Annotated in this window: 18 protein-coding genes and 1 tRNA gene; 6 read left to right on the forward strand and 13 right to left on the reverse strand. The window is 73.5% G+C overall.

Annotated features, from left to right (window positions below):
* The first annotated feature begins 116 nt into the window (after positions 1 to 116).
* On the forward strand, positions 117 to 1,502 hold the full coding sequence (locus IG90_RS0121650; protein WP_030586891.1) for an FHA domain-containing protein: 1,386 nt from the start codon (positions 117 to 119) through the stop codon (positions 1,500 to 1,502).
* Between the two features lie 45 nt (positions 1,503 to 1,547).
* On the opposite strand, the gene IG90_RS0121655 is transcribed toward IG90_RS0121650, so the two are convergent.
* A complete protein-coding gene (locus IG90_RS0121655; RefSeq protein WP_030586893.1) occupies positions 1,548 to 2,549 on the reverse strand; it encodes a methyltransferase domain-containing protein in 1,002 nt (333 codons plus the stop codon).
* 139 nt (positions 2,550 to 2,688) lie between these two features.
* Between IG90_RS0121655 and IG90_RS0121660 the strand changes: the two genes are divergently transcribed.
* The 4 genes from IG90_RS0121660 (at position 2,689) to IG90_RS0121675 (ending at position 10,484) form a co-directional block, all read left to right on the forward strand.
* A complete protein-coding gene (locus tag IG90_RS0121660) occupies positions 2,689 to 3,093 on the forward strand; it encodes a globin (RefSeq protein WP_030586895.1) in 405 nt (134 codons plus the stop codon).
* A 212-nt stretch (positions 3,094 to 3,305) separates the two neighbouring features.
* Positions 3,306 to 6,599 carry an FtsX-like permease family protein gene (locus IG90_RS0121665; RefSeq protein ID WP_030586897.1) on the forward strand — a complete coding sequence of 1,098 codons (3,294 nt, stop codon included), beginning with the start codon at positions 3,306 to 3,308 and terminating at the stop codon, positions 6,597 to 6,599.
* A gap of 1 nt (position 6,600) precedes the next feature.
* Positions 6,601 to 9,450, forward strand: coding sequence for an FtsX-like permease family protein (locus IG90_RS0121670; RefSeq protein ID WP_030586899.1), 2,850 nt, complete (start codon positions 6,601 to 6,603; stop codon positions 9,448 to 9,450).
* Positions 9,447 to 10,484, forward strand: a complete 1,038-nt coding sequence (locus IG90_RS0121675; RefSeq protein WP_030586902.1) for an ABC transporter ATP-binding protein — start codon at positions 9,447 to 9,449, stop codon at positions 10,482 to 10,484. The genes IG90_RS0121670 and IG90_RS0121675 overlap by 4 nt, the downstream gene beginning before the upstream one ends.
* A gap of 19 nt (positions 10,485 to 10,503) precedes the next feature.
* Here the strand turns inward: IG90_RS0121675 and IG90_RS0121680 are convergent, their stop codons facing one another.
* From IG90_RS0121680 to IG90_RS0121710, 7 genes are all read right to left on the reverse strand, one after another.
* A complete protein-coding gene (locus IG90_RS0121680) occupies positions 10,504 to 11,205 on the reverse strand; it encodes a DUF8010 domain-containing protein (protein ID WP_030586904.1) in 702 nt (233 codons plus the stop codon).
* Positions 11,202 to 11,624, reverse strand: a complete 423-nt coding sequence (locus IG90_RS0121685) for an acyl-CoA thioesterase (protein ID WP_030077631.1) — start codon at positions 11,622 to 11,624, stop codon at positions 11,202 to 11,204. The genes IG90_RS0121680 and IG90_RS0121685 overlap by 4 nt, the downstream gene beginning before the upstream one ends.
* A 5-nt stretch (positions 11,625 to 11,629) precedes the next feature.
* Positions 11,630 to 13,294, reverse strand: coding sequence for an energy-dependent translational throttle protein EttA (gene ettA / locus IG90_RS0121690; protein WP_078585357.1), 1,665 nt, complete (start codon positions 13,292 to 13,294; stop codon positions 11,630 to 11,632).
* 125 nt (positions 13,295 to 13,419) lie between these two features.
* Positions 13,420 to 14,910: a Cys-Gln thioester bond-forming surface protein gene (locus tag IG90_RS0121695; protein WP_030586914.1), complete on the reverse strand. Its 1,491-nt coding sequence runs from the start codon at positions 14,908 to 14,910 to the stop codon at positions 13,420 to 13,422.
* A 197-nt stretch (positions 14,911 to 15,107) separates the two neighbouring features.
* Positions 15,108 to 15,569: a single-stranded DNA-binding protein gene (locus IG90_RS0121700; protein WP_030586917.1), complete on the reverse strand. Its 462-nt coding sequence runs from the start codon at positions 15,567 to 15,569 to the stop codon at positions 15,108 to 15,110.
* Positions 15,570 to 15,692: 123 nt separating this feature from the next.
* The gene (locus tag IG90_RS0121705) at positions 15,693 to 17,579 is read right to left on the reverse strand and encodes a GTPase (protein WP_030586920.1); all 1,887 of its coding nucleotides are present in this window, start codon (positions 17,577 to 17,579) and stop codon (positions 15,693 to 15,695) included.
* Positions 17,576 to 19,219 (reverse strand): ATP-binding protein, encoded by a 1,644-nt coding sequence (locus tag IG90_RS0121710; protein WP_030586924.1) that lies wholly within the window; start codon positions 19,217 to 19,219, stop codon positions 17,576 to 17,578. Before IG90_RS0121710 ends, IG90_RS0121705 begins: the two co-directional genes overlap by 4 nt.
* Before the next feature lie 306 nt (positions 19,220 to 19,525).
* Between IG90_RS0121710 and IG90_RS0121715 the strand changes: the two genes are divergently transcribed.
* Positions 19,526 to 19,601, forward strand: a tRNA-Arg gene (locus tag IG90_RS0121715).
* 120 nt (positions 19,602 to 19,721) lie between these two features.
* Here the strand turns inward: IG90_RS0121715 and IG90_RS0121720 are convergent.
* The 5 genes from IG90_RS0121720 to IG90_RS0121740 are packed head-to-tail and all read right to left on the reverse strand — an operon-like array spanning position 19,722 to position 23,414.
* Positions 19,722 to 20,249: a hypothetical protein gene (locus IG90_RS0121720; protein ID WP_157846333.1), complete on the reverse strand. Its 528-nt coding sequence runs from the start codon at positions 20,247 to 20,249 to the stop codon at positions 19,722 to 19,724.
* A 45-nt stretch (positions 20,250 to 20,294) separates the two neighbouring features.
* Entirely contained in the window at positions 20,295 to 21,119 is an 825-nt protein-coding gene (locus IG90_RS0121725) for an SAM-dependent methyltransferase (RefSeq protein WP_030586928.1), read from the reverse strand.
* A gap of 50 nt (positions 21,120 to 21,169) precedes the next feature.
* Positions 21,170 to 21,586: a lipocalin-like domain-containing protein gene (locus IG90_RS0121730; RefSeq protein WP_051860184.1), complete on the reverse strand. Its 417-nt coding sequence runs from the start codon at positions 21,584 to 21,586 to the stop codon at positions 21,170 to 21,172.
* Complete coding sequence (locus IG90_RS0121735; protein WP_233436052.1) at positions 21,583 to 22,632, reverse strand: aldo/keto reductase; 1,050 nt, start codon at positions 22,630 to 22,632, stop codon at positions 21,583 to 21,585. Before IG90_RS0121735 ends, IG90_RS0121730 begins: the two co-directional genes overlap by 4 nt.
* Positions 22,629 to 23,414, reverse strand: a complete 786-nt coding sequence (locus tag IG90_RS0121740) for a thioesterase II family protein (protein WP_051860185.1) — start codon at positions 23,412 to 23,414, stop codon at positions 22,629 to 22,631. The genes IG90_RS0121735 and IG90_RS0121740 overlap by 4 nt, the downstream gene beginning before the upstream one ends.
* Between the last annotated feature and the right edge of the window lie 30 nt (positions 23,415 to 23,444).

Raw genomic sequence — 23,444 nt, forward strand, 5'->3', positions numbered from 1 at the left:
TCGGATGACCACCGGCCGTGAACACAGAGCAGCCACACGTATTCGCTGAGCAATGACGCCGCGATCGACAGCATGACGGCCTCCGCGGCCGGAAGAGGAGAGGGGGAAGCGCCGACATGCCGACCTGCCCGAACGGACACCAGTCGGGTTCCGAGGACTGGTGCGAGGTCTGCGGACACCGCATGGCCGCCGGCGGTGCGCCCGCGGGCGCCGTGCCCCCGCCTCCTCCGCCGCCGCCCGCGCCGGGTTACGGCTACCCGCAGCAGGGTTCCGACGGTGGCCGGTCCACCATGCAGGCGGAGCTCTGCCCGCAGTGCCGTACGCCGCGTGAGGCGATGGCGCCGTACTGCGAGGAGTGCCGCTGGAACTTCCTCACCAACACGGCGACCTCGTACACCCCGCTGGCCCCGCAGCACGGCACGCCCGGCGGACCTCCGCCCGGCCTCAACCTGCCGCCCGGATTCCAGGCGCAGGCCCCGGGTGGCCAGGGCGGTCCCGGTGCGCCGGGCGGTCCCAGCGGCCAGGGCGGTCCCGGTGCGCCGGGCGGTCCGCCCGGCGCGCCCCAGGCGCGCGACGCGTTCGACTACCAGGGCTCGCGCCCCTCGCAGATGAACCGCCCCGCCGAGCCGCTCACCCCCGAGCAGAACGGACCGCACGGGAACGGAGGTCAGGGCGGGCCGCCGCCGCAGTCGTTCCAGCAGGGTGGCCCCCCGCCGCCCTCGTTCCAGCAGCAGGGACACCAGCCGCAGCAGCAGTCGGCGCCCTCGGGGCACTCGCCGTTCGAACCGCAGCAGTCAGTGCCCTCGGCGCACTCGCCGTTCGAGCCCCAGCAGGCCTCGCCCTTCGCGCCGCCGCAGCAGCAGTCGGCGCCGCCCGCGCCCCCGCATTCGTCGGGGCACACCGGCGGCGGAGACGACTGGATGCTGCCGCCGCCCTCCCAGGCCCAGCCGCCGCAGCAGTTCCAGCGACCGGGCCCCCACCAGGGACCGGCTCAGGGCCAGGGACAAGGCCAGGGACAGCCGCACGGCCAGGACCAGGGGTACGACCAGGGTCAGCCGCACGGCGGGGTCCCCGGCCAGGGCAGGCTGCAGCAGTCCACGTCCTGGACCGCCGTGATCGCCCCGGACCGCGCGTACTTCCTCGCGATGATGCAGCGCAGCGGCCCCGAGGCGACCGGGCTGAACCTGCCCGCGTACTCCCCGGAGCAGCGTCTTCCGCTCACCGGCAGCCAGATCACCATCGGGCGCCGCCGGCACAGCACCGGCGAGTCCCCCGACGTCGATCTGTCGGTGCCCCCGGAGGACCCGGGCGTCTCGCACCAGCACGCGGTGCTGGTGCAGCAGCCCGACGGCGGCTGGGCGGTCGTGGACCAGAACTCCACCAACGGCACCACGCTGAACGGCGCCGAGGACCCGATCCAGCCCTATGTCCCCGTGCCGCTCCAGGACGGTGACCAGGTGCACGTCGGGGCGTGGACGACGATCACGGTCCGCCGGGACTGAGCACGGGCGGCCGCAGGGCCCGTGCACCCGGCCGCACGCGCCGCCTCATCCGGCGGCGAGGGGCCAGGTGTACGGGCCCTGCGGGTCGTCGAGCCAGGCCCACTGGCGGCCCTGGCCGACCGTGATGCCGTACCTCTCCCGCTGCGGGCGCTCCTCGCGCTCCCAGAGGGAGAGGGCCTCGTGCGGATCGAGGGTGCCCGCGGTCAGGGTCAGGAGGAACCGGAAGAGGTCGTCCCCGGCCACCCGGCGCGGCAGTCCGCCGAGGTGCGGGAGCCCGCCGGGCTCCGGAAGCGCCCCACGCAGGGGCACGAAGTAGGCCGGGGTGTGCAGGAAGTGCCCCTCGGCGCAAGGTCCGTGCGCCGTCGCACGGACCTGGAGCGAGACCAGGCCGGTGGCGAGCGGTGCGAGGATCCGCGCCCCCGGACGGCACTGTTCCGGCCAGGTCCCCGGTACGGACGGCAGGGTGCAGGTCGCGATGATCCGGTCGTACGGGGCGCGCTGCGGGCAGCCCCGGGCCCCGTCGCCGGTGATCACCGTCGGGCGGTATCCGGCCGCGGCGAGGTGTACGCGGGCCGGCTCCGTGATCTCCGGGTCCAGGTCGACGCTGGTCACGGCGGAGTCGCCGAGCCGGTGGGCGAGCAACGCCGCGTTGTAGCCGGGGCCGGTGCCGATCTCCAGGACCGTGTTGCCGTCCCGTACGTCGAGGGCGTCGAGCATCAGGGCCATCAGGGACGGCTGGCTGGAGGACGAGACGAGTTCGCCGTCCTTGAGCCGGGTGGCCAGCGCCCTGTCCGAGTACACGCCGCGCAGCCAGCGGGAGCGCCGCTCCGGGTCGGGGTCCTCGCCCCAGAGGCGCTCGAAGCCCCGGATTCCGTGCACGTAGTAGAACGGCACGAACAGATGGCGGGGCACCTCGGCGAAGGCCGTGCGCCAGGCGGGGTCGGTGAACCCGCCCCGCGCGGCGATCTCCCGCACGAGGGCCTCCCGCGCCGCGTCGGCCTCGGCGCCGGGGACGGACGGGGAGGGGCCTTGCCGGTGTGCACCCATGTCTCCACTGTCCTGCGCCGGGGCCGCGCGGGCCAGCGGCGGCCGGAGGTGTCCGGCCCGGGAGCCCTCGACCGAGGGGTTCCCCGCCCTTGGTCCTAGGACCCGTGTCCTCGGCCGGTGCGTCTGCGACCATGGACGGGTGACTGAGATCCCGCGCGACACGCTTCAGGAGCAGACCTTCTACGAGCAGGTCGGCGGCGAGGCGACCTTCCGGCGCCTGGTCCACCGCTTCTACGAGGGCGTGGCGGGCGACGAACTGCTGCGCCCGATGTACCCGGAGGAGGATCTGGGACCGGCCGAGGAGCGCTTCGCGCTGTTCCTGATGCAGTACTGGGGCGGCCCGCGCACCTACAGCGACCGCCGGGGGCACCCGCGGCTGCGGATGCGGCACGCGCCGTTCCGGGTGGACCGGGCGGCCCATGACGCCTGGCTCGCCCATATGCGGGTCGCGCTGGACGAGCTGGGGCTCGCGCCCGAGCACGAGCGGCAGTTGTGGGACTACCTGACGTACGCCGCCGCCTCGATGGTCAACACCGCGGACTGATCACGTCCGGGCACCGATGGATCACCTGTGAGTGACAGCTGAGCGATCCGTGACCGGATAACTCCGGAATCCGACGCTCCATCTCCGCATAACGATCACGATCGCATCAAGGTGGACCCGCAAGCGGTTACCAGAACCCGGTCGCCTCTGAAAGCATCACCGGTACGCCGGGGGGCGTGCGCGTGCGGTGCTTTCCGGGGCTGGGGGATCAGGTGACGGGTTTCGTCCTTCTGCGGGTGAGGGCTCATCGCCTCCTGCTCTCCGCCGCCGTCCTCGCCGTCCTGCTGACCACATCCGTCCTGGCCGCGCTCACCGCGTTCTCCGGTTCCGTGGGCGACGCGGCCCTGCGCCACACGCTCACCCACGGGTCGGCCGCCTCCGCCGCCCTCGTCGTCTCCTCCTCGGTGGACCACGAACAGCGCGCGGAGGCCGATGACGCCGTCCGCAAGGCCTCCCGCGACGCCTTCGACGGGCTGCCCGTGACGGTGGGCAAGCTGGAGAGTTCGGGGTCGTACGCGCTGCCGCGGAGCCTCCAGGACCCGGCCGCCCGGCGCGGCGAGCCGGACCTCACCCACTTCGCCGCCCTCGACCTGGGCCGGGTGCGGATCACCGAGGGCAAGGCGCCCGCGGCCCCCGACGGCGCCGGCCCCGTCCAGGTCGCCCTGCCCGTCGTCGCCGCCGAGGCGCTGAAGCTGAAGCCGGGCGCGCGGCTCACCGTCACCGACCGGCTGCGCGACAAGAAGCAGCAGGTGCTGGTCGTCGGCGTCTTCGAGGCGGCCGACCAGTCGGATCCGTACTGGCAGCTGGACCCGCTCGGCGGGCGCGGGGTGCGCGAGCTCGCCTTCACGACGTACGGTCCCCTGCTCACCGACCCTTCGGTCCTCGCCTCCGGGTCGCTCGCCGACGGGGAGACTTCCTGGCTGGCGGCCGCCGACTTCGCCACGCTGACCACCGGCTCCATGGAGGGGCTGCGCCAGGCGTCGGCCGACGCCCCGAAGGCCCTTACCGCCGCGCCGGTGTTCGCGTCCGGCGTCACCGCGCGGACGTCGCTGCCCACCGTGCTCGACCAGCTCGACCGGGCGCTGCTGGTCTCCCGCTCCACGCTGATGATCGTCGCGGTGCAGCTGGTGCTGCTCGCCGCGTACGCCCTGCTGCTCGTGGCCCGGCTGCTGAACAGCGAGCGCGACGGCGAACGCGAACTGCTGCGGGCCCGGGGCGGTTCCCGGGGCAGGATCACCTCGTTCGCCGCGATCGAGGCGCTGTTGCTGGCCGTGCCGGCCGCGGTGGTCGCCCCGCTGCTCGCGGGGCCGCTGACCGGACTGCTGGCCGAGCGCAGTGCCCTGTCGCGGATCGGGCTGAAGGCCGGGGAGGCCTCGACCGGCACCGTGTGGCTGGTCTCGGCTGCCGTCGCGCTGGCCTGTGCCCTGGCCGTGGTGGCCCCGTCGCTGACGGCCGGGGCGAGCGGGCGCAGGTCCCGGGCCGCGTCACTGCCCGGCCCGGTGCGGGCGGGCGCGGACCTCGGGCTGCTGCTCATCGCGGCGGTGGCGTACTGGCAGCTGGACCGGCAGTCCGGCAGCGGGGCGCTCAGCGGCGACCAGTCGGGCGATCTCGGGATCGACCCCCTGCTGGTCACCGCTCCCGCACTGGCGCTGCTCGCCGGCACGGTCCTCACGCTGCGCCTGCTGCCGCCCGCCGCGAAGCTCGCCGAACGGCGTGCGGCCAAGGGCCGGGGGCTCCCCGCGGCCCTTGCGGGCTGGCAGTTCAGCCGCCGCCCGTTGCGCGGCGCGGGGCCGGTGCTGCTGCTGGTCCTGTCGGTCGCGATGGGCATGCTGGCGATCGGGCAGAGCGCCTCCTGGAACCGCTCGCAGGCCGACCAGGCCGACTTCGGCTCCGGCGCCTCGGTCCGGCTCGTGGGCGGGCACGGAAGCGGTGCGGCGGCGGCCGGCGCGTACAGCACCCTGGCGGGCGTGCGGCAGGCGGCCCCCGCCTACCGGGCGGACGTGGAGGTCTCCGGTGGGCGCATCGCCGAGGTCCTCGCCCTGGACACGGCCCACGCGGACGAGCGGATGCTGATGCGCTCCGACCTGACCGACAAGAGCCCGCGCCGGATGTTCGAGGCCATCTCCCCGGAGCGGGCCCCGCGCCCCGGGCTCGTACTCCCGAAGGACAGCACCCGGCTGAAGCTGGACCTGCGGATCACCACGGTGTCGCCGAAGCGCTCCGGGGCCTCCCCGGGCCAGGAGGACCCGGCACCGCCGGTGGTCACCGTGCTCCTGGAGGACCGCTACGGCCTCCCCTACCGGGCCCTGGCCGGTCCCGTGCCCGTGGACGGCCGCCCGGTCGCGGTTTCCGTACCGGTGTCGGCGGCGGGTGGCCTGGCCGTGACCGGCATCGAGGTGGACGGCGAAGCGCCGTACGACTACGCGCAGCAGCGCAGGGTCTCTGTGAGCGACGTACGGGTGGTCACCGGCTCCGGCACCGAACGCCCGGTACCGGCACCGGGATCTGTGCGCTGGGACGCGTCCATGACGCTCACCGAGTTCGGTGAGGACCGGCCGGGTGAACCGCCGGTCCGCAACGGGACATCGGCGCTGCCGGACTTCACGTACGACACCGGTGTGGACAGCGAGGACACCTGGGAGCTGACCAACGGCCTCCTGCGGATCACCGCCGCCCGGCCGAAGGCCACGACGGTCAGGGCGGTCGCCACGGACGCCTACCTGAAGAGCACCGACGCGAAGCTGGGCGACGAGATCGACCTCACCCTGGCCGGGAACACCATCCGGGTGACCCTGGTGGAGTCGGTGCGCCGGCTGCCGACCACCGGGGCCGCCGAACTGTCCGGCGCCGCGGACCAGGTGCCGAGCGGCGGCGCTCTGCTGCTGGACCTCAAGGCCGTCACCGAGGTCCTGGCCCACCGGCCGACGGCCACGATCGCTGCGACCGAATGGTGGCTGAGCGCCGCCCCGGGCGACGCCGCGAAGGCGGCCGCCGCCCTGCGCGCCCTGCCGGACACCGACCCGGCCCAGGTGCGGGTCCGCGCGGAGGCCGCCCGGCAACTGGTGGACGACCCGCTGGGAGCCGGACCGCAGTCCGCGCTGCGGGCCGTCGCGGTGGTCGCCGCCGCGCTGGCGGCGGTCGGCTTCGCGGTCAGCGCCTCGGGGTCCCGGCGCGAACGCTCCGCCGAGCTCGGCGTGCTGCGGGCGCTCGGTGCTCCGCGCCGCCAGCTGGCCCGGATGATCGCCGCCGAACAGGGTGTGCTGATCGCCCTCGGCCTGCTGATCGGGCTCGGCATCGGCACGGTGCTGACCCGGGCCGTCGTCCCGCTGATCGTGTTGACCGGGCAGGCGGACCAGCCGGTTCCGTCGGTGCTGGTCGAGCTGCCCGCCGGACAGGTCGCGGCGCTGCTGGCCGGGGTCGCCGCCCTGCCGCTCCTGATCGTCGCGACGATGGCGCTCCGCCGCGGGGACCCGGCGGTCACACTGCGCCACCAGGGGGACCACTGACATGCGTCACAACAATCGGGCGGCCTCCGCCCCGTGGATACGTACCCGGCTGCGTACCGCGCCCGGTGCGGCGGCGGCCCTCGCGGTGCTGGTGCTGGTGACGGCGTTCCTCGCCGCGGCGTTCCCGCGGGCCGTGGACGCGTACGAGACGAAGGGGCTGCGCCACGACATCCTGACGGCCGACGCCGGCCGCAGTGCCGTGGAGATCGCCCGCCCGCAGCCCGGTCTGGAACTGCCGCGGGAGCAGCGGGACGCCGAGGTGCGGAGCCCCGAACTGGCGCGGGTCGGCGAGGCGCTCGTGAAGGCCATGCCCGCACCGCTGCGCGCCGACACCTCGTCGGTCGCGTACGGCGTGCGCACCACGAAGCCGGCCGTCGCGGACGAGCCCTGGCTGCCGCGGCCCGACGCGATTCCGCCGCAGCTCACGTATGTGGCGCAGTCGGGTCTGAAGGACCACGCCACCCTGGCGTCGGGGGCCTGGCCGGCGACGCCGGACGAGGTGACCTCGGACTCCCGTGCGGTGCAGGGCGCGGTCACCGAGGAGACGGCGGCCGATCTGAAGGTGAAGGTCGGCGCGACGGTCACGCTGCTCACCGCGGCCCAGGAACCGATCACCGTGACGATCACCGGCATCGTGGCTCCGCGTGACCCGCGGGGCAGCTACTGGTCCGCCGATCCGCTGCTGCGCACCCCGTCCCTGGTCCCGGACCCCGGGAGCCCCTTCCCGGTGTACTACTGGACCGGCACCGTCCTGCTGGCCGAGGACGCCGGTCCTGCCCTCCTGAGCACGGCCACAGAGCCCTCCCTCTTCTGGCGGATCCCGCCCGACCCCTCCCGGCTGACCGGCCCCGACGGCGCCAGGCTGACGTCCGTCATCGCCTCCCTGGAGAGCGGCCCCGGGCTGCTGAAGGTGCGGAGGACCGCCGGGGACACCGCGACGGTCGCCACCGGGCTCGGTCACATCGTGGAGGCCAACGCGCGGATGCGTGACGCGATCGGTCCGGTGATCGCGGTCGCCGCCCTCGGCATCGGGTCCGTGGCCGCCGTCGTCCTGCTGATGACCGGCGCCCTGATCGCCGCCCGCCGCCGCGGCGAACTGGCGCTGATGCGCTCACGCGGCGGCTCGCTGCGCGGCATCGGCGGCCGGCTGTTCGCGGAGACCGCGGTGACCGTGCTGCCCGCGAGCGCGCTCGGACTGCTGCTCGCGGTGCTGGTGGTGGACGAGGGCCGATGGTGGCCGGGGGCGCTGGCCGCGACCGGCGTCGGCCTCCTGGTGTGCGTCGCCCTTCCCGTGCGGACGACGCTCCAGCACATCCGGCCCACGCTGCACGGTGCGCGCGAGGACGTGGTGAGCGCCCGCCCCTCACGCCGGCGGACCGTCGCCGAACTGACCCTGCTCGTGCTGGCGGTCGGCGCGGTGACGGCGCTGCGCCGTCGCGGTACGTCGGCCGCGGGCGGCACCGACCTGCTGGTCAGCGCCGCCCCCGTGCTGGTCGCGCTGATCGCGGCGCTGGTCCTGGTCCGGCTCTACCCGCTGCCGCTGCGGCTCGCCGCACGGCCCATGGCCCGGCTGCGCGGGGCGATCGGCTTCCTCTCGCTGGCCCGTGCCGGCCGTTCCTCGGCCGGCGGGGCGCTGCCGCTGCTCGCGCTGCTGCTGGCGCTGGCCACGGCGGCGTTCGGCGGCTCGGTGATCGCCGGCATCGGGGACGCACGGGACGAGGCGGCACTGGCGTCCGTCGGGGCGGACGCCCGGATCAGCGGCATGGCCGAACGGGCGACGCTGCCCGACGAGCTGGTCCGCACGGTGAGCGACCTGGACGGGGTACGGAGCGCGGCGCCGGTACGGGTCGAGTACAGCGTGACCATGCCGGAGGCCGTGGCCGCCGGCGGCGGTGCTCCGAGCGCGGGCCCGGACGACGCCGGTACGGGTACGGACGGCGGTGACGCGGGCACCGCGGCCCTGGTGGGCGTCGATCCCGCCTCGTACGCCCGGCTGGCCCGCACCCATGGGCTGCCTGCCTTCCCGGTCGCCCGGCTGCGGGCCACCGGCCCCTCGGCCCCGCTGCCCGAGGGCGCGAAGGCCGACTCCGGGCGCGTCCTGCCGGCCATCGCCTCACCGGCGGTGGCGGCCCGCCTGGGCAAGGAGCCGCGCACCGTCGAGACGCTGTCCGGGGACTTCGAGGTCCAGGTCGTGGGGACCACCGCGCGCGCCGCCGCGGTCTCCCCCACGGACTTCCTGATCGTGAACTCCGCCTCCCTGGAGCAGCAGGCGCCCACCACCCTGCTCCTCACCGGAGCGCCGGACCCCGGGGAGCTGCGTGCGGCGGTCGGCGAGAGCGGCAAGGAGTTCGTCGTACAGCTGCGTTCCGAGGAGCGCGCGCGGTATGTGAACACCCCGATGCAGGCGGGGGCCGAGCGGATCTACCTCGCGGCCGTCGCGGCGGGCGCCGGATACGCGCTGCTTGCCGTCCTGCTGTCGCTGCTCCAGACCGCGCCGGAACGCAGGACGCTGCTGGCGCGGCTTCGCACGATGGGGCTCACCACCGGGCAGGGCAGGCGGCTGCTGGCCTTCGAGGCGACGCCGCAGGCGCTGCTGGCGGCGGTCGGCGGCCTGTTCACCGGCTGGGCGACCATCGCCCTGCTCTCCCCCGGCGTCGATCTGGTCCCGCTGGCGCTCGCGGGCGTCGCCGGATCGGACACCGGACCCGTCGCGCTGCGCACCGACCTCTGGTCGCTGGGGTTGCCGGCCGCCGGTGTCGTGGCGCTCGCCGCGGCGGTCGCGGGCGTTCAGGCGTGGTGGGCGAGCCGCCGCGGATCGATCACCGAACTCAGGGCAGGAGACTCCCGATGACCTCGTCCACCGAGACCGCCGGTACCGCAGGGGCCGCCGAGACGACGCTGGCGGAGCTGGAGCAGCGGGCCGCGGCCCGCCGGGACCGCCCCTCCTACGGGCACGACGCGCTGATCGCCTGCGACCGGGTGGTGCGGATCTTCACCACGGACGGGGTGGAGGTGCAGGCCCTGCAGGGCCTCGACCTGCTGGTCACCGAGGGCGAGTTGATGGCCCTGGTGGGGGCGTCGGGCAGCGGCAAGTCGACGCTGATGAACATCCTGGCGGGCCTGGACGTGCCGACGGCGGGGTCGGCGAAGGTCGCGGGCTGCGACCTGCTGTCGATGGGCCCGAAGGAACGGCTGCGCTACCGCCGGGACGTGGTCGGGTTCGTCTGGCAGCAGACCGCCCGCAATCTGCTCCCGTATCTCACTGCGATCCAGAACATCACCCTGCCCATGCAGTTGCGCGGGGGTGGCGGCAAGCGCGAACGGGCGGCCCGTGCCGAGTCGTTGCTCGCCATGCTCGACATCGCCGACTGCCGCGACCGGCGGCCCCAGCAGTTGTCCGGCGGGCAGCAGCAGCGGGTGGCCATCGCGGTGGCGCTCGCCAACTCCCCGTCCGTGCTCCTCGCGGACGAGCCGACCGGCGAGCTGGACTCGGCGACCGGGGAGCAGGTCTTCGCCGCGTTCCGGCGGGCCAACGAGGAGTTGGGCACCTCGATCGTGATCGTCACCCATGACCAGGCGGTCGCGAACGAGGTGCGGCGCACGGTCGCCATCCGCGACGGCCGTACGTCCTCCGAGGTGCTGCGCCGCACGGAGGTGGACGCGGCGACGGGCCAGGAGTCGCAGGTGGCCCGGGAGTACGCGATGCTCGACCGGGCGGGACGGCTCCAGTTGCCCGCGGACTACACGCAGACGCTGGGCATGGAGCACCGGGTGCTGCTGGAGCTGGAGCGGGACCACATCGGCGTCTGGCCGGACGCTCACGGGGCGCCGGAGAACGCCCCGGAGAAGCCGGACGGGTCCTCGAAGGCCCCGAAGGAGAAGTAGGCCCGCCGGGTCCGGCGGGTCAGCCGGGCTCGACCGACAGACCGAGCCCGCCGAGCCCGCCGGCCGGGTCGCGGCGCAGCGCGATCGAGCCGAACGGCGTGCGCAGCCGCAGCCAGCCGCCTGCGGCGAGCAGCGAGACCGGGAAGTCCGGGTCGGGGCGCAGGAAGCCGAGGGACTGGGCGGCGTGCACGGCGCGCAGGGGCAGGTCCGTGGTGCCGACCGGCCGGGACCAGATCTCGCGGCCGATCCGGTCGCGTCCGGCACGGGTGCGCAGCTCTTCGGGCAGCGCCTCGTCCCGCGTACGGAACTCGGCGACGGCCGTGTCGAGAGCGGCGCGCAGGGCGTCGGGGCGGGGCAGACCTGCCTGCTCCCGCCAGGGCCCGCGGGGCGGCAGGACACCGGTCCAGGGCGGCCCGGTGACGGGGGCGGGCAGCGCACCACTCGCACCGGCGTCGGCCGTAGCGGAAACGTCGAGGGTTTCCAGCAGCTCCCCGGCCGACACCGTGACGTCGAGCGTCTCGGGGCGGGCCAGGCGGGCGGTGCGGATGGCGAGGACCTCGAAGGAGGGCGGGCGGCCGAACACCGCCAGTGCGTCGCCGCCGCCCGCCTGCAGCCGGACCGCGGCGGCCCGGTCGTAGTGGAGCAGCCGGCCGAGGAAGGCGGCGAGATCCGCCGCCTCCCTCGCGTCGTCGAACCGCAGCGACTGCACGGGCACGGTCATGCCGCGGCGGGCTCCTCTGCCAGGTACTGCTGGAGGAAGAGCTTCTCCTCGGCGGAGATCCGCCGGGGCCGCTCCGCCGCCAGGTCGTACGGCACGACGACGGTCGACGCGCGGACGTACACCTGGTCGGCGTCCTTGATCTCATAGGCGATCGTCAGGGACGCGGCGCCGATCTTCGTGACCCACGACTCGACGGTCACCGGCTCGTGCCGGTGGACCAGCGGCCGTACGTAGTCGATCTCGTGCCGGGCGACGACGGACCCGCCCGAGAACGACGGCGAGCCGTCCCCGGGCGCCAGCCGGAACATGAAGTCGATGCGCGCCTCCTCCAGGTAGCGGAGGAAGACCACGTTGTTGACGTGGCCGAAGGCGTCCATGTCCGACCAGCGCAGGGGGCAGCTGTAGAGGTGACGAGCCAAGACGATCAGCCTCGCGTGAGCTTCTTGTACGTGGCACGGTGCGGGCGCGCCGCGTCCGCGCCGAGACGCTCGACCTTGTTCTTCTCGTACGACTCGAAGTTGCCCTCGAACCAGTACCACTTGGAGTCACCCTCGTAGGCGAGGATGTGCGTGGCGACGCGGTCCAGGAACCAGCGGTCGTGGGAGATGACCACTGCGGCGCCCGGGAACTCCAGGAGGGCGTTCTCCAGCGAGGAGAGCGTCTCGACGTCCAGGTCGTTGGTGGGCTCGTCGAGGAGCAGCAGGTTGCCGCCCTCCTTGAGCGTGAGGGCCAGGTTGAGGCGGTTGCGCTCACCACCGGAGAGGACGCCGGCCGGCTTCTGCTGGTCCGGGCCCTTGAAGCCGAACGCGGAGACGTAGGCGCGCGAGGGCATCTCGACCTGGCCGACGTTGATGTAGTCCAGCTCGTCCGAGACGACGGCCCAGAGGGTCTTCTTCGGGTCGATGTTGGCGCGGGACTGGTCGACGTAGGAGATCTTGACCGTGTCGCCGACCTTGATGGCGCCGCTGTCCGGCGTCTCCAGGCCCTGGATCATCTTGAACAGCGTGGTCTTGCCGGCGCCGTTCGGACCGATGATGCCGACGATGCCGTTACGGGGCAGCGTGAACGACAGGTCGTCGATGAGGACCTTGTCGCCGAAGGCCTTCGAGAGGTGCTCGACCTCGACGACGATGGAACCGAGCCGCGGGCCCGGCGGAATCTGGATCTCCTCGAAGTCCAGCTTCCGCATCTTGTCGGCCTCGGCCGCCATCTCCTCGTACCGCGCGAGACGGGCCTTGGACTTGGTCTGGCGCCCCTTGGCGTTCGACCGCACCCACTCCAGCTCTTCCTTGAGCCGCTTCTGGCGCTTCTCGTCCTTGCGGCCCTCGACCTTGAGGCGGGTGGCCTTGCGCTCCAGGTACGTGGAGTAGTTGCCCTCGTAGGGGATCGCGCGGCCGCGGTCGAGCTCCAGGATCCACTCGGCGACGTTGTTCAGGAAGTACCGGTCGTGGGTGACGGCGACGACGGCACCCGGGTACTTCGAGAGGTGCTGCTCCAGCCAGTTCACCGACTCGGCGTCGAGGTGGTTGGTGGGCTCGTCCAGGAGGAGCAGGTCCGGGGCCTCGATGAGGAGCTTGCAGAGCGCCACGCGGCGCTTCTCGCCACCGGAGAGGTTGGTGACCGGCCAGTCGCCGGGCGGGCAGCCCAGGGCGTCCATGGCCTGCTCCAGCTGGGCGTCCAGGTCCCACGCGCCTGCGTGGTCCAGGTCCTCCTGGAGCTTGCCCATCTCCTCCATCAGCGCGTCGGAGTAGTCGGTCGCCATGAGCTCCGCGACCTCGTTGAAGCGCTTGAGCTTGCCCATGATCTCGGCGGCGCCGTCCTGGACGTTCTCCAGGACGGTCTTCGCCTCGTCCAGCTTCGGCTCCTGCATGAGGATGCCGACGCTGTACCCCGGCGACAGGAACGCGTCACCGTTGGACGGCTGCTCCAAGCCCGCCATGATCTTCAGCACCGTGGACTTACCGGCGCCGTTGGGCCCCACGACACCGATCTTGGCGCCGGGCAGGAAGTTCAAGGTGACGTCATCAAGGATCACCTTGTCGCCGTGCGCCTTGCGCGTCTTGCGCATGGTGTAGATGAACTCAGCCAAGAGAAACCGTCCGGCAGCAATAGAGGTGTGGGCAGATACACCCCATCTTGCCTGACGGCCGTCCCCGGACGGAAACCCGTCCGGGGATCGACACAGCGACGGGGTCACCGCCTGCGTCCGGGCTCTCACTCACCGTCGGCGGCCGGCTGCTTCCGGCGGAGGAGGAAGACCGCTCCGCCGCCCACGACGAGCAGCCCGATGGCGACGGCGGCGAGCATCGGGGTGGCGCTGGAGCCGCCCGTCGCGGCGAGGTCGCCCTCCAGCCCCGACGTACCGGAGCCGGTGGTGGCCGGGACGGACTGCTGGGCGCTCTGCGTGCCGACGTCGTTGCCGTCGGCGCCCTCGCCCTCCCGGTCCAGGACGCTGCCGCTGGTGGCGCAGTCCAGCACCCCGGTGAAGGTCCTGCCGAACCCGGCGGGCCCGGTGATGGTGAAGTCGTACGCCTGGTCCTCGGCGACGGGGACCGTCACCGTGCGGGTGGCCCCCGCGGCGATGGTGTGCTCGGTGCCGGCCAGCTCGAAGGTGAAGGGCTGGTCGCCCCGGTTGGCGGCCGTGACGTCCACACCGCCCGCGGCGCAGTTCTTCCGCGCGCTCAGCGCGGGGGCGGCGCCCGTTTCGGCCCAGGTGGCGCCGGCCCGGGCGGAGACCGTGGACTCGCTGGAACCGGCCAGGATCTGGGTCTGGGTGCGGCCGGCCCCGGCGAAGGCCCGGCCGACCGGCACGGAGGTGGTGGCCTGGACGGCCAGGGAGGCGGTGCCGTCCGCGGTGTCCTTCGGTACGGCGAAGTAGAGCCGGTCCCCGTCCGCCGCGGCGGTGACGGGGGCGCCCTTCTCGTCCGTGACCGCGATGCCGCTGGCCGCCGCGTCCACCGGGGGCGACACCGAGACCTGGCCCGCGTCGGTACGGACGGTCACGGGGCCGAGCAGCTCACCGGCCCGCCCGGCGACGGCGGCCGGTTCCAGGGTGAGCGAGGCCCGGGGCTCCTTCGTGTCGCGCGCGCTGCGCTGCAGCCAGTCGGCGAGCTTCTCCGCCTGCTTGTCCGACGCGGTGACGTCGGCGTCGTCCGAGTAGCGCCAGATGGCGACCTGGGTTCCGGCGGCGGCGGTCCGCTCGGTCAGCGGGCCGGTGCCGGCCGCTTCGGCGAGCGCGGCCAGGTCGTCGACCTGGGGGTAGGAGTGCTGGAGGATCCAGCGGATCTTCCCCGCGTTCCGGTTGCCGCTCAGCGAGGTCTCGGCCCAGGGCGTCTCCAGGTACTTCGCCTGGTCCTGGGTGGGGTTGTGGAGGTCGATGCAGTAGGTCTTGAGCTTGCCGCCGCCGTCCACGGTCATCTCGAACAGTCCGGCGGGCAGTTCCTGGGTCCGGTCGGGCGCACCGCGCTTCCCCGCGATGCGGAGCACGGCGCTGTCGAAGGTCTTCAGCCCGTCGAGCACCGCGGCCGCGCCGCCGTGGTGCCGGCCCGGGTCGTCGGCCGCCGCCGCCGGTCCGGCGCCGACGAGTGCGGCAGCCGCGACGAGACCGGAGAGCAGCAGCGCCGCGACCGGGCGGAGGATCCCGCGGCCGGGCGGCGCCCCCGTCGGGCCGGACGACGCGGCGGACGCTGAAAACGCAGAAAACACAGAATTCCCCTCCGGGCGAGGCCCTCGCACATGGTGCGCGTGTGGGGAATGCCTCGCCAGCAGACCCAAGTGACCCGTGAGCACTGGGAATCCTAAAGAACGGGCGAAGGACAGTCCCCCGTACTGCCCTTGCACAACCATTCCGAATCGGAATCGTTACCGCGGGATGCCGCCGCGCTTGTCACCGATCAGCCTTTTCAGGACACAGCCGCCATTGCGCCTGTCTGTTCGAACTGTTTCGGCGACTCCTCCGTGTCGCCGTCCGTCACCCGTACCGGACGCTCCGTCAGAACGGGTTCCGTTCTGGCCGCCCGGCGGAAGGCGGCCGTTCCGCGGCTCAGGTCGTGGCCGACCGCGATGGCCTCGACGTCGACGAACGTCCTTCGCTGACCGTCCTGTTCCTCCATGCGGACCTTCAACCGGCCGTGCACGACCAGGGGTTCTCCGACCGAGACGGAACCGGCCAGATTCGCGGCGAGCGTTCGCCAGGACCAGACGGTGTAGAAGCTGGTGCGGCCGTCGGTCCAGAGCTGTTTCCCGCGGTCCCAGCGCCGCGGGGTGACGGCGAAACGGAATCGCGCCATTCCGCCGGTGGCCGTCTCCCGGAACTCCACCGCCGTGGCGGCGTTTCCCACCAGTGTCACCAAGGTCTCGTTCATTTCCCGCCCCGTTTTCCCTCTCGTACCGCATCGCACCACTCATCCGCTCGTACCCCGTCGTACGGCGGTGTCGTGCGGACTCCATGGTGGGCGCCGGGCGGGAATCGCGTCGGGGCCTGTGGACTACCGGCCGGTTGTGGAGAACTCCGTCACCGTCACGTACCGCTCGCGCACTTCCCGGTAGCGCACCAGTTCGGCCGCGACCGGGTCCAGGACCCTGGCCCGGCCGCACCCGGCCGCCGCCTCGCGCAGTCGCCGCTCGGCGTCCTGCCCGTACCGCCTGGCCGGCCCCCGGATGGCCGCGGCGCAGGCCCACTCCACCAGCGGGCCGCCGACGACTCCGGCCAGCATGATGAGCGCGGGCGTGACGAGTCCGGGCTCCAGGACGCCGATGATCTGGCCGACCAGCCACAGGCCGCCGAAGATCTGGAGGAGCGTCATCGACGCCTGGGCCAGCACCGCGGCCGGCCACCACTTCGGCCGGGGCGGCTTGGCGGCCCGGCCGCCGAGCGGTGTCCCGCCGAGGCCCTGAGCGCCCGCCGTCCCGCCGCCGCCCCGCCGGGCCGTCCCGGGGGCCCCGGCCTTGACCGCCAGTTCGTCCAGCGCCTCGGGCAGCCCCTTCGCCCCGTTGAACGCCGCCTCGCGCACCGCCTGCGCCCAGGGGCCCGGCAGCCCGTCGGCGGCGTCGTCCGCGACGATCCGGACCGCGTGCTCGACCCGCTGCCGGGCCGTCAGTTCCTCCTCGGGCGGGGTGAGCGCCTGGCCCATCCGGTCGAGACTGCCGGGCAGGCCCCGGTTCTCGTACCAGCGCCAGAGCCGCAGCCACGGCGTCCCGCAGGCCCGTCCGGCGTTCCTGCGCCACTCCCGCTCGGCGGCCTGTCCGGCGGCCGCCGCGCCGACGGCCTCGGCCAGCCGGTCGGTGAACTCCTCGCGGGCCCGCTCACCGAGTCCGGGCCGGCCTTCGGCCACGTACACCGGGCGCAGCCGCGCCGCCGCCGCGTCGACGTCGGCGGAGAGGCGGCGGGCGGCGGCCGTGCGGTCCTGGACGAAGCGGCCGACCATCTCGCGGAGTTCGGGCACCCCGTCGCCGGTGAGCGCGGACAGGGACGTGACGGTGGCGCCGGGTTCGCCGTGCTCGCCGAGCGCGATGCCGTCCTCGTCGAGTAGGCGGCGCAGGTCGTCGAGGACGAGGTCGGCCGCCTCGCCGGGCAGTCGGTCGGTCTGGTTGAGGACGACGAAGGTGACCTCCGCGTGTCCGGCGAGCGGGCGCAGATAGCGCTCGTGGAGGGCGGCGTCGGCGTACTTCTCCGGGTCGACGACCCAGATCACCGCGTCGACCAGGGCCAGGACCCGGTCCACCTGGTCGCGGTGTTCGGTGGCCGCCGAGTCGTGGTCGGGCAGATCGACCAGGACGAGCCCCTGGAGCGCCTCGTCGGATGCGGCGGGACCGGGGTGGGGCCTGCGCCGCAGCCGGCCGGGGACGGCTAGCCGGTCCAGCAGGCCGGCGGCCCCGTCGGTCCAGCTGCACGCGATGGGCTGGGAGGTGGTGGGCCGGCGCAGCCCGGTGTCGGAGATCGGGGCCCCGGCGAGCGCGTTGAACAGGGTCGACTTCCCGCTGCCGGTGGCCCCCGCGACGGCGATGACCGTGTGCCGCGAGGAGAGCCGCTGCCGGGCGGCGGCCTCGTCGAGCACGCGTCCCGCCTCGGCGAGGGTGCCCCGGTCGAGCCGGGCGCGGGAGAGTCCGACGAGTTCGCGCAGGGCGTCCAGCCGGGGCGGCAGCGGCCCGCCGGAGGGGACGTACGCCTCGACCTGCGGCTCCGGGTCGTCCTCGCCGGACGTACCGGGCGCGCGTTGCCCGGCCTCGCGGGCCTCGGCCGCCGCGGCGCGCCGGGCGATGAGCCCGTCGTCCCAGCGTCCGTCCTCGCGCCGGCGTCCTGCCCCGTTCTCGGGGTCGCCCGCCTTCTCCGTGCCGTTGCCCTTGCCGTTGTCCTCGTCCGTGACGGCGGTCATCGCTGCCACCTCTCCTTCTGCAGTACGGAAAGCGCGGCGATCAGTTCGGCCTGGGGTTCGGGGGCGACGTCGAGCGCGTCGAGCGGGGCGAGGCGGCGGTCGCGTTCGCCGCCGAGGATCTGGTCGAGGTAGGCCGTCAGCAGCTCGCCGCCCTTGTCGCGGAGGCGCAGCGCGCCCTGGGCGCCGATGCGTTCGGCGAGCTGCTCCCCCGCCGCACGGGCGCGCCGTCCGCCGAGGAGGGCGGCCGCGAGCAGTGCGGCGACGCTCTCGGGGGCGGGCGCCACGCTGCGGTCGAGCTGGCGCACCTCCTCCTCGGCCAGCTCCTCCAGGACCCGCCGCCACCGGCGTACGGCGACGGCGATCCGCCCTTCGACGTCCTCGGCGGGCCCCCAGCCCCCGGCCTCCCGCCCGGCGTCCTCGAACCGGAACAGGGCCCCGGCGGGCTCGCGGCGCCACTGGGTGCGGATCTGTTCGTCGGCGGCGGAGACCGAGCACTGGAGCAGGGCCACCAGGCTGTCGACGAGGGCTTCGAGGAGTTCCTCGGGCGAGCTGTAGAGCGGGTAGCCGCGCCACCGGGTCCGCGCGTCCCCTGAGAGCACCGCCCCGCTGTGGAGGCGGCGTCCGATCCGGGCGGCCTCCTTGCCGTACGCGTCCTCGACCACCCCGGTCAGCCGTACGGAGGCGGCGTACTGGGCGGCGACTGCGGAGGCCAGTTGAGGCATCCGAACGTTGAGCGACTCGATGACGCCGGAGGCGGTGCGCCCCACCGCCTGCTGCCGGGCGGCGGGGTCCTGGGCCCGGTGGGTGAGCCAGGCGCACAGCGGGGCGACGGCCGTGGTGGGGAGCAGTCCGCTGCCGCCGCCCGCGGACTCGGGCAGTTCCGGGATGGTGAACCGGGGTACGTCCCCGAGGCCTGCCCGGGTCAGCAGTGCCGCGTACTGCCGGGACACCTCGGCGATGACCTGGTGGGGCACCCGGTCGAGGACGGTGACGAGGGCCACGTCGTACTCCTTCGCGGCACGCAGCAGATGCCAGGGCACCGCGTCGGCGTAGCGCGAGGCGGTGGTGACCATCACCCAGACGTCGGCGGCGCAGATGAGTTCGGCGGCGAGGACGCGGTTGCGGACGACGAGCGAGTCGATGTCGGGGGCGTCCAGGAGCGCGAGCCCGCGGGGCAGGCTCACCGCGGTCTCCACCCGCAGCGCGGTCTCCCCGTCCCCTCCCCGCGCGGCAAGGTCGTCCAGCCCGTCCGGGTCGGGCTCCTGACCCGGCGGCAGCCAGATCCGGGTGAGTTGCGGCAGCACCCGTACCCCGGCGAACCAGTGGTGGTCGTCCGGGTGGCAGACCAGTACCGGGGTCCGTGTGGTGGGCCGCAGCACCCCGGCCTGGCTGACCCGGCATCCCACCAGCGAGTTGACCAGGGTGGACTTCCCGGCTCCGGTGGATCCGCCGATCACGGCGAGCAGCGGCGCCTCGGGGTCCTTGAGGCGCGGCAGGAGGTAGTCGTCGAGCTGGGCGAGGAGTTCGACCCTGGTCTGCCGGGCGCGTTCGGCCCCCGGCAGGGGCAGTGGAAGACGCACGGCGGCGACACGGTCGCGCAGGGCGGAAAGTGCGTCGATGAGCTGAGGCCGTACGTCCATGGTCACCACATGCGAAGAATGCCCAATTTTGCAGCCTTTTTGAAGCGTATAGCCCTCTCTGCGCGGCGGTTCCACCCTCTGGACAGAGTCAGGACAGAGGGGACGAGTGGGGCAGGGGCATAACGAGTACACAACACCCGGCGCGAGGGGAGCGAAAACCGATGCAGGAATCGCACCTACCTGCGATTATCGGTTCGCTTCACCGAACCTCCACATCGTGCCACGCAGGTGAAGCAACCGGGTCCAGGGGATCGGAGCCCTATCCTTGTCCCGGCACGGCCACGGAACCACCGATCAGGACTCCCGGCCCCCGTAGCTCAGTGGATAGAGCAGGCGCCTTCTAAGCGCTTGGCCGCAGGTTCGAGTCCTGCCGGGGGCGCCACCGACTTCGAGTCATGGGCGATGCCTTCCCGCCCCGCGCCAGACCTGGGCGGGACAGCAAGAACCGGTCCGGGGCCCCACCTCCGTGGGGCCCCGGACCGTCTTGTCGTTCCTGGTGGCGTCAGGCCCGTGTGCCTACGGCGGTGACGAGCGTGGTGCCGAGGAAGGCCCCGGAAGCGTCGTAACTGCGAGCGGTGCCTTCGCTGGTGAAGCCGCCACAGGCCAAGGCCGCCTCCTGTTCGATCTCGATGCGCAGGACGAGCTGACCGCCCTCGTGTATCAGCTCGGTGATCTGATAGCTGAAGGTGCCCCTGCCGGTGGCGGTCCACGTCCCGGTGCCGCCCTTGTTGTTGCCGGCGGTGCCGTCCGCGTGGAACGTCGTGACCGTCTCGATCACGTTGCCGTCGTCGCCCGTCGCCTTCAGCTTCCAGGGGCCGACCGGTGACGCGTCGGCGGCGCGGACGGCGGCCGGGACCGTCGCGGCGGTGCGCTCGGTGTGCGCCGAGGCGACACCGGCCAGGGGTGCGACGACCAGCGCGACAGCGAGCGCCACCGTGCCCAGGCGCCCGGCCGTGGTCCACGCTCCGGCTCCGGTCGGCGGGGAGGCTGCTGCTGCTGCTCTGGTTCCGGTCCGGCTGGTTCTCATCATGGTCCCTTCGGTCGGTGTGCTGTCCGCGGAGTACGGAATGCCGGTTCAGCTCGTCTTCATGGCCACACCGACGACCCCGGTATTCTGCATCGGGTGGTCGGACGCGGTGTCGGCGTCGGGGCGCCATGAGGCCATGCCGGTCAGGCCGGGCTCGACGAGGGTGAAGCCTTCGAAGAACCGTCCGGTCTCGGCGGGGCCGCGGTTCTGCAACTGGGCTCCGAACCCCCGGTAGACACGCTGGAGTTCCTCACTCGTCGGGCCGCTGCCGGGATCCTGCTGGACGTAGGCGTGGGAGAGGATCAGGGCACTGCCCGGGGCGAGCGCGTCGCGCAGCTGGGCGACCTTCTCCCACGGGTCGTCCTTGTCCTCGATGAAGTGGAGTACGGCGACGAGCATCAGCGCCACCGGCCGGTCCAGGTCGATCAGCGCGCGGATCTCGGGGTCGTCGAGGATGGCCTTGGGCTTCAGGAAGTCCCCCGCGACGGCCACCGCGTCCGGGTCGCCCTCCAGGAGGGCGCGGCTGCGTGCCACGGCCACCGGGTCGTGGTCGAGGTAGGCGACCCGCGCGCCGGGAAGGACGCTCCGGGCCACGTCGTGGGTGTTGCCCTTGCCGGGTGTGGGAATGCCCGAGCCGATGTCGAGGTACTGGCTGATGCCGAGCTCCGCCGTGTACCGGACGGCGCGGCGCAGGAAGGCCCGGTTGGCGGCTATCGCTATGTCCAGGCCGGGGAGGGCGGTGAGAGCGGACTGCGCCCTTTCCCGGTCGGAGTCCAGGTTGTGCTCGCCGCCAACGTAGAAGTCGTACATACGGGCCACGCTGGGCTTCTCGGTGTCGGTGCCTTCGGGAACCCAGTCAGGGGTGTGAACCATGCGGTGCCTCCGGTGGTGGTTGTTCGGGACGGACAGGTGGAGCCGGCGGGTCACGGACCGGTGCGGCCGAGCCGCCGCCAGACCAGGACGCGGCGGTCGGTGGTGGACAGCGACGTGCCGGTGAGCGTGAGCCGGTCGCCGTCGAGCCGCAGCTGACGGCTCTGGTCGGTGCCGAGCCAGTCGCGCTCCCCGGCGACGGTGAGCCGGTGGACGATCCGGTCCGCCTCACGGCGCCAGGTGCCGGCATAGCTGAGGTAGGCCGGCGGACCGTCCGCGGGCATCATGTGGACGCCGACGTGGCCGTCGGCGCTGTAGAACAGCAGCCCTGTGGGGTTCTCCCCGAGGGGGCCCGGCAGGACGGAGCCGTCCTCGCCGACCGTGTCGAACGAGACCAGGGACCACACCCCGGCCAGTTCCGCGGCCCCTTCCTCCGGCACGGCGGCCCCCTCGGGGCCGGGGCCGGTCACGGGAACCTGGCCGGCGCCGGGCGGAAGCGGTCCGGTGCGCCGCCGAGCAGCGCGGGGCGTGACGCCTGCACGAGCTCGTGCGGAGAGCCGAGCCGTACGGCACTGACCTCGTCCAGGCGCGCGAGGTGCTCCTCGGACAGGGACAGGTCGAGCGCTTCGAGGTACCCGTCGAGCTGGGCGACGGAACGGGGGCCGATGACGGGGACATGGGCGGTGCCGGCCCGGCGGGCGCGGTCGTTGAGCCACGCCACCGCGACCTGGGCGGCCGGCGCGCCCGTCTCCTGGGACACCGCGAGGACGGTGTCGACGATCGCCGTCCGCTGACCGTCCGACTCGGTCCGTATGATGCGTCCGTCCCAGTCGGTCAGCCGGCCGGCGGAGCTGTGGCGGTACTTCCCGGTCAGGAGTCCGCCGCCGAGCGGCCCCCACTGCGCCACTCCGAGCCCGAGGCATTCGGCCATGGGCCAGAGCTCCCGTTCGGCGGTGCGCTCGATGAGGCTGTACTCGGTCTGGATACCGGCCAGCGGGGCCCAGCCGCGCAGTTCGGCCAGGGTGGCGGCGCGGGAGACCTGCCAGGCGGCGAAGTTCGACAGCCCCGCATAGCGGATCTTGCCCGCGCTCACCAGGTCGTCGAGCGCGGCGACGATCTCGTCGATCGGTGTGACCGTGTCGGGGAAGTGCACCCAGTACAGGTCGATGTGGTCGGTGCCAAGCCGCCTCAGGCTCGCCTCCACGGACCGGATCATGTTGCTACGGGAGTTGCCCGTGGTCTGGACGCCCGCCTCGGGACCGGTCCCGTAGGAGTACTTCGACGCCAGGGCGAACCGGTCGCGCCGGGCGCCCAGGAACTCGCCCAGGAGGGTTTCGGCCTCGCCGTTGTTGTAGCAGTCGGCGGTGTCGACGAAGGTTCCGCCGGCCTCGGCATACCTGTCGAAGATCTTCCGGGCGTCGTCGCGTTCGGTGCCCCCGCCCCAGCTGGTGCCGAAGTTCACGGTGCCCAGGGCGTAGCGGGACACCCGCAGCCCGCAACGGCTGCCGAAGGTCATGTGCTCCACGGTGCTGCTCCTGTGTGCGGGGTGGTGACGGGCCGCGGCTCCGTCCGGCGGAGGAGGTCGAGCAACGGCTCCGGGTTCTCACGGAAGTGGAAGTGGCCGCCCGGCAGTTCGTGCTCCCCGGTGATCGCGCCGACGTGTCCGGCCCAGCCGTCCGTCGTGAGCCGGCCGCGTTCGGCCGCCCCGGTGATCAGCGTGGCGGGGACGGTCAGGCGCGGCCCCGGGCGGTGGGTGTAGGTCTCGAAGATCCCGATGTCCGCCCGCAGCGGCTCGACGACGATTCTGCGCAGCCGGGGGTCCGTGCGGACCTGGGCGGGCAGCGCCCCCCACCGCTGCTCGCTCTCCGCGATGAACCGGTCGTCGGGCAGGGTGTGCAGCCGCGAGCGTCCCGCGTCGACGGTGTCGGGCGAGGGGCACGACGAGAGGAAAAGCCGCTCCGGTCCCGGCAGGCCGCGCGCCTGCAGGGCTCTGGCGGTCTCGTACGCCACGAGCGCGCCGAAGCTGTGGCCGAAGAACGCGTACGGGGCCTCGAAGCGGGCCTGGTCGACCAGGTCGACGACCAGCCGTGACAGGTCGTCGTAGGCGGGTTCGGCGAGTCGGGCGCCCCGGCCGGGCAGCTGGACCCCGTGGAGTTCGAGATCGGGCAGCTGGTCCGACCAGAGCAGGTATTCGCCCGGCGAGCCCCCCGCGTGTGCGAAGACGTACAGGCGCAGCGCCGCGTCGGGGCGTTCGCGCCGGCGCGCGAGCCAGCGCGGCGGTCCTGTCCTGGGGGGCATGGTGTTCCTCTCAGTCCGATGTACGGCTCG

The sequence above is a fragment of the Streptomyces anulatus genome (assembly GCF_000721175.1).
Lineage (GTDB): Bacteria > Actinomycetota > Actinomycetes > Streptomycetales > Streptomycetaceae > Streptomyces > Streptomyces anulatus_C.

What these genes read in the sequence shown, in the direction of transcription:
- IG90_RS0121735 (WP_233436052.1), bottom strand. Translation starts at nt 22,632, where the DNA reads ATGACCTTCGGCAGCCGTTGCGGGCTGCGGGTGTCCCGCTACGCCCTG.
- IG90_RS0121670 (WP_030586899.1), top strand. Translation starts at nt 6,601, where the DNA reads ATGCGTCACAACAATCGGGCGGCCTCCGCCCCGTGGATACGTACCCGG.
- IG90_RS0121680 (WP_030586904.1), bottom strand. Translation starts at nt 11,205, where the DNA reads ATGACCGTGCCCGTGCAGTCGCTGCGGTTCGACGACGCGAGGGAGGCG.
- IG90_RS0121650 (WP_030586891.1), top strand. Translation starts at nt 117, where the DNA reads ATGCCGACCTGCCCGAACGGACACCAGTCGGGTTCCGAGGACTGGTGC.
- IG90_RS0121710 (WP_030586924.1), bottom strand. Translation starts at nt 19,219, where the DNA reads ATGGACGTACGGCCTCAGCTCATCGACGCACTTTCCGCCCTGCGCGAC.
- IG90_RS0121705 (WP_030586920.1), bottom strand. Translation starts at nt 17,579, where the DNA reads ATGACCGCCGTCACGGACGAGGACAACGGCAAGGGCAACGGCACGGAG.
- IG90_RS0121675 (WP_030586902.1), top strand. Translation starts at nt 9,447, where the DNA reads ATGACCTCGTCCACCGAGACCGCCGGTACCGCAGGGGCCGCCGAGACG.
- IG90_RS0121725 (WP_030586928.1), bottom strand. Translation starts at nt 21,119, where the DNA reads ATGGTTCACACCCCTGACTGGGTTCCCGAAGGCACCGACACCGAGAAG.
- IG90_RS0121700 (WP_030586917.1), bottom strand. Translation starts at nt 15,569, where the DNA reads ATGAACGAGACCTTGGTGACACTGGTGGGAAACGCCGCCACGGCGGTG.
- IG90_RS0121655 (WP_030586893.1), bottom strand. Translation starts at nt 2,549, where the DNA reads ATGGGTGCACACCGGCAAGGCCCCTCCCCGTCCGTCCCCGGCGCCGAG.
- IG90_RS0121740 (WP_051860185.1), bottom strand. Translation starts at nt 23,414, where the DNA reads ATGCCCCCCAGGACAGGACCGCCGCGCTGGCTCGCGCGCCGGCGCGAA.
- IG90_RS0121720 (WP_157846333.1), bottom strand. Translation starts at nt 20,249, where the DNA reads ATGATGAGAACCAGCCGGACCGGAACCAGAGCAGCAGCAGCAGCCTCC.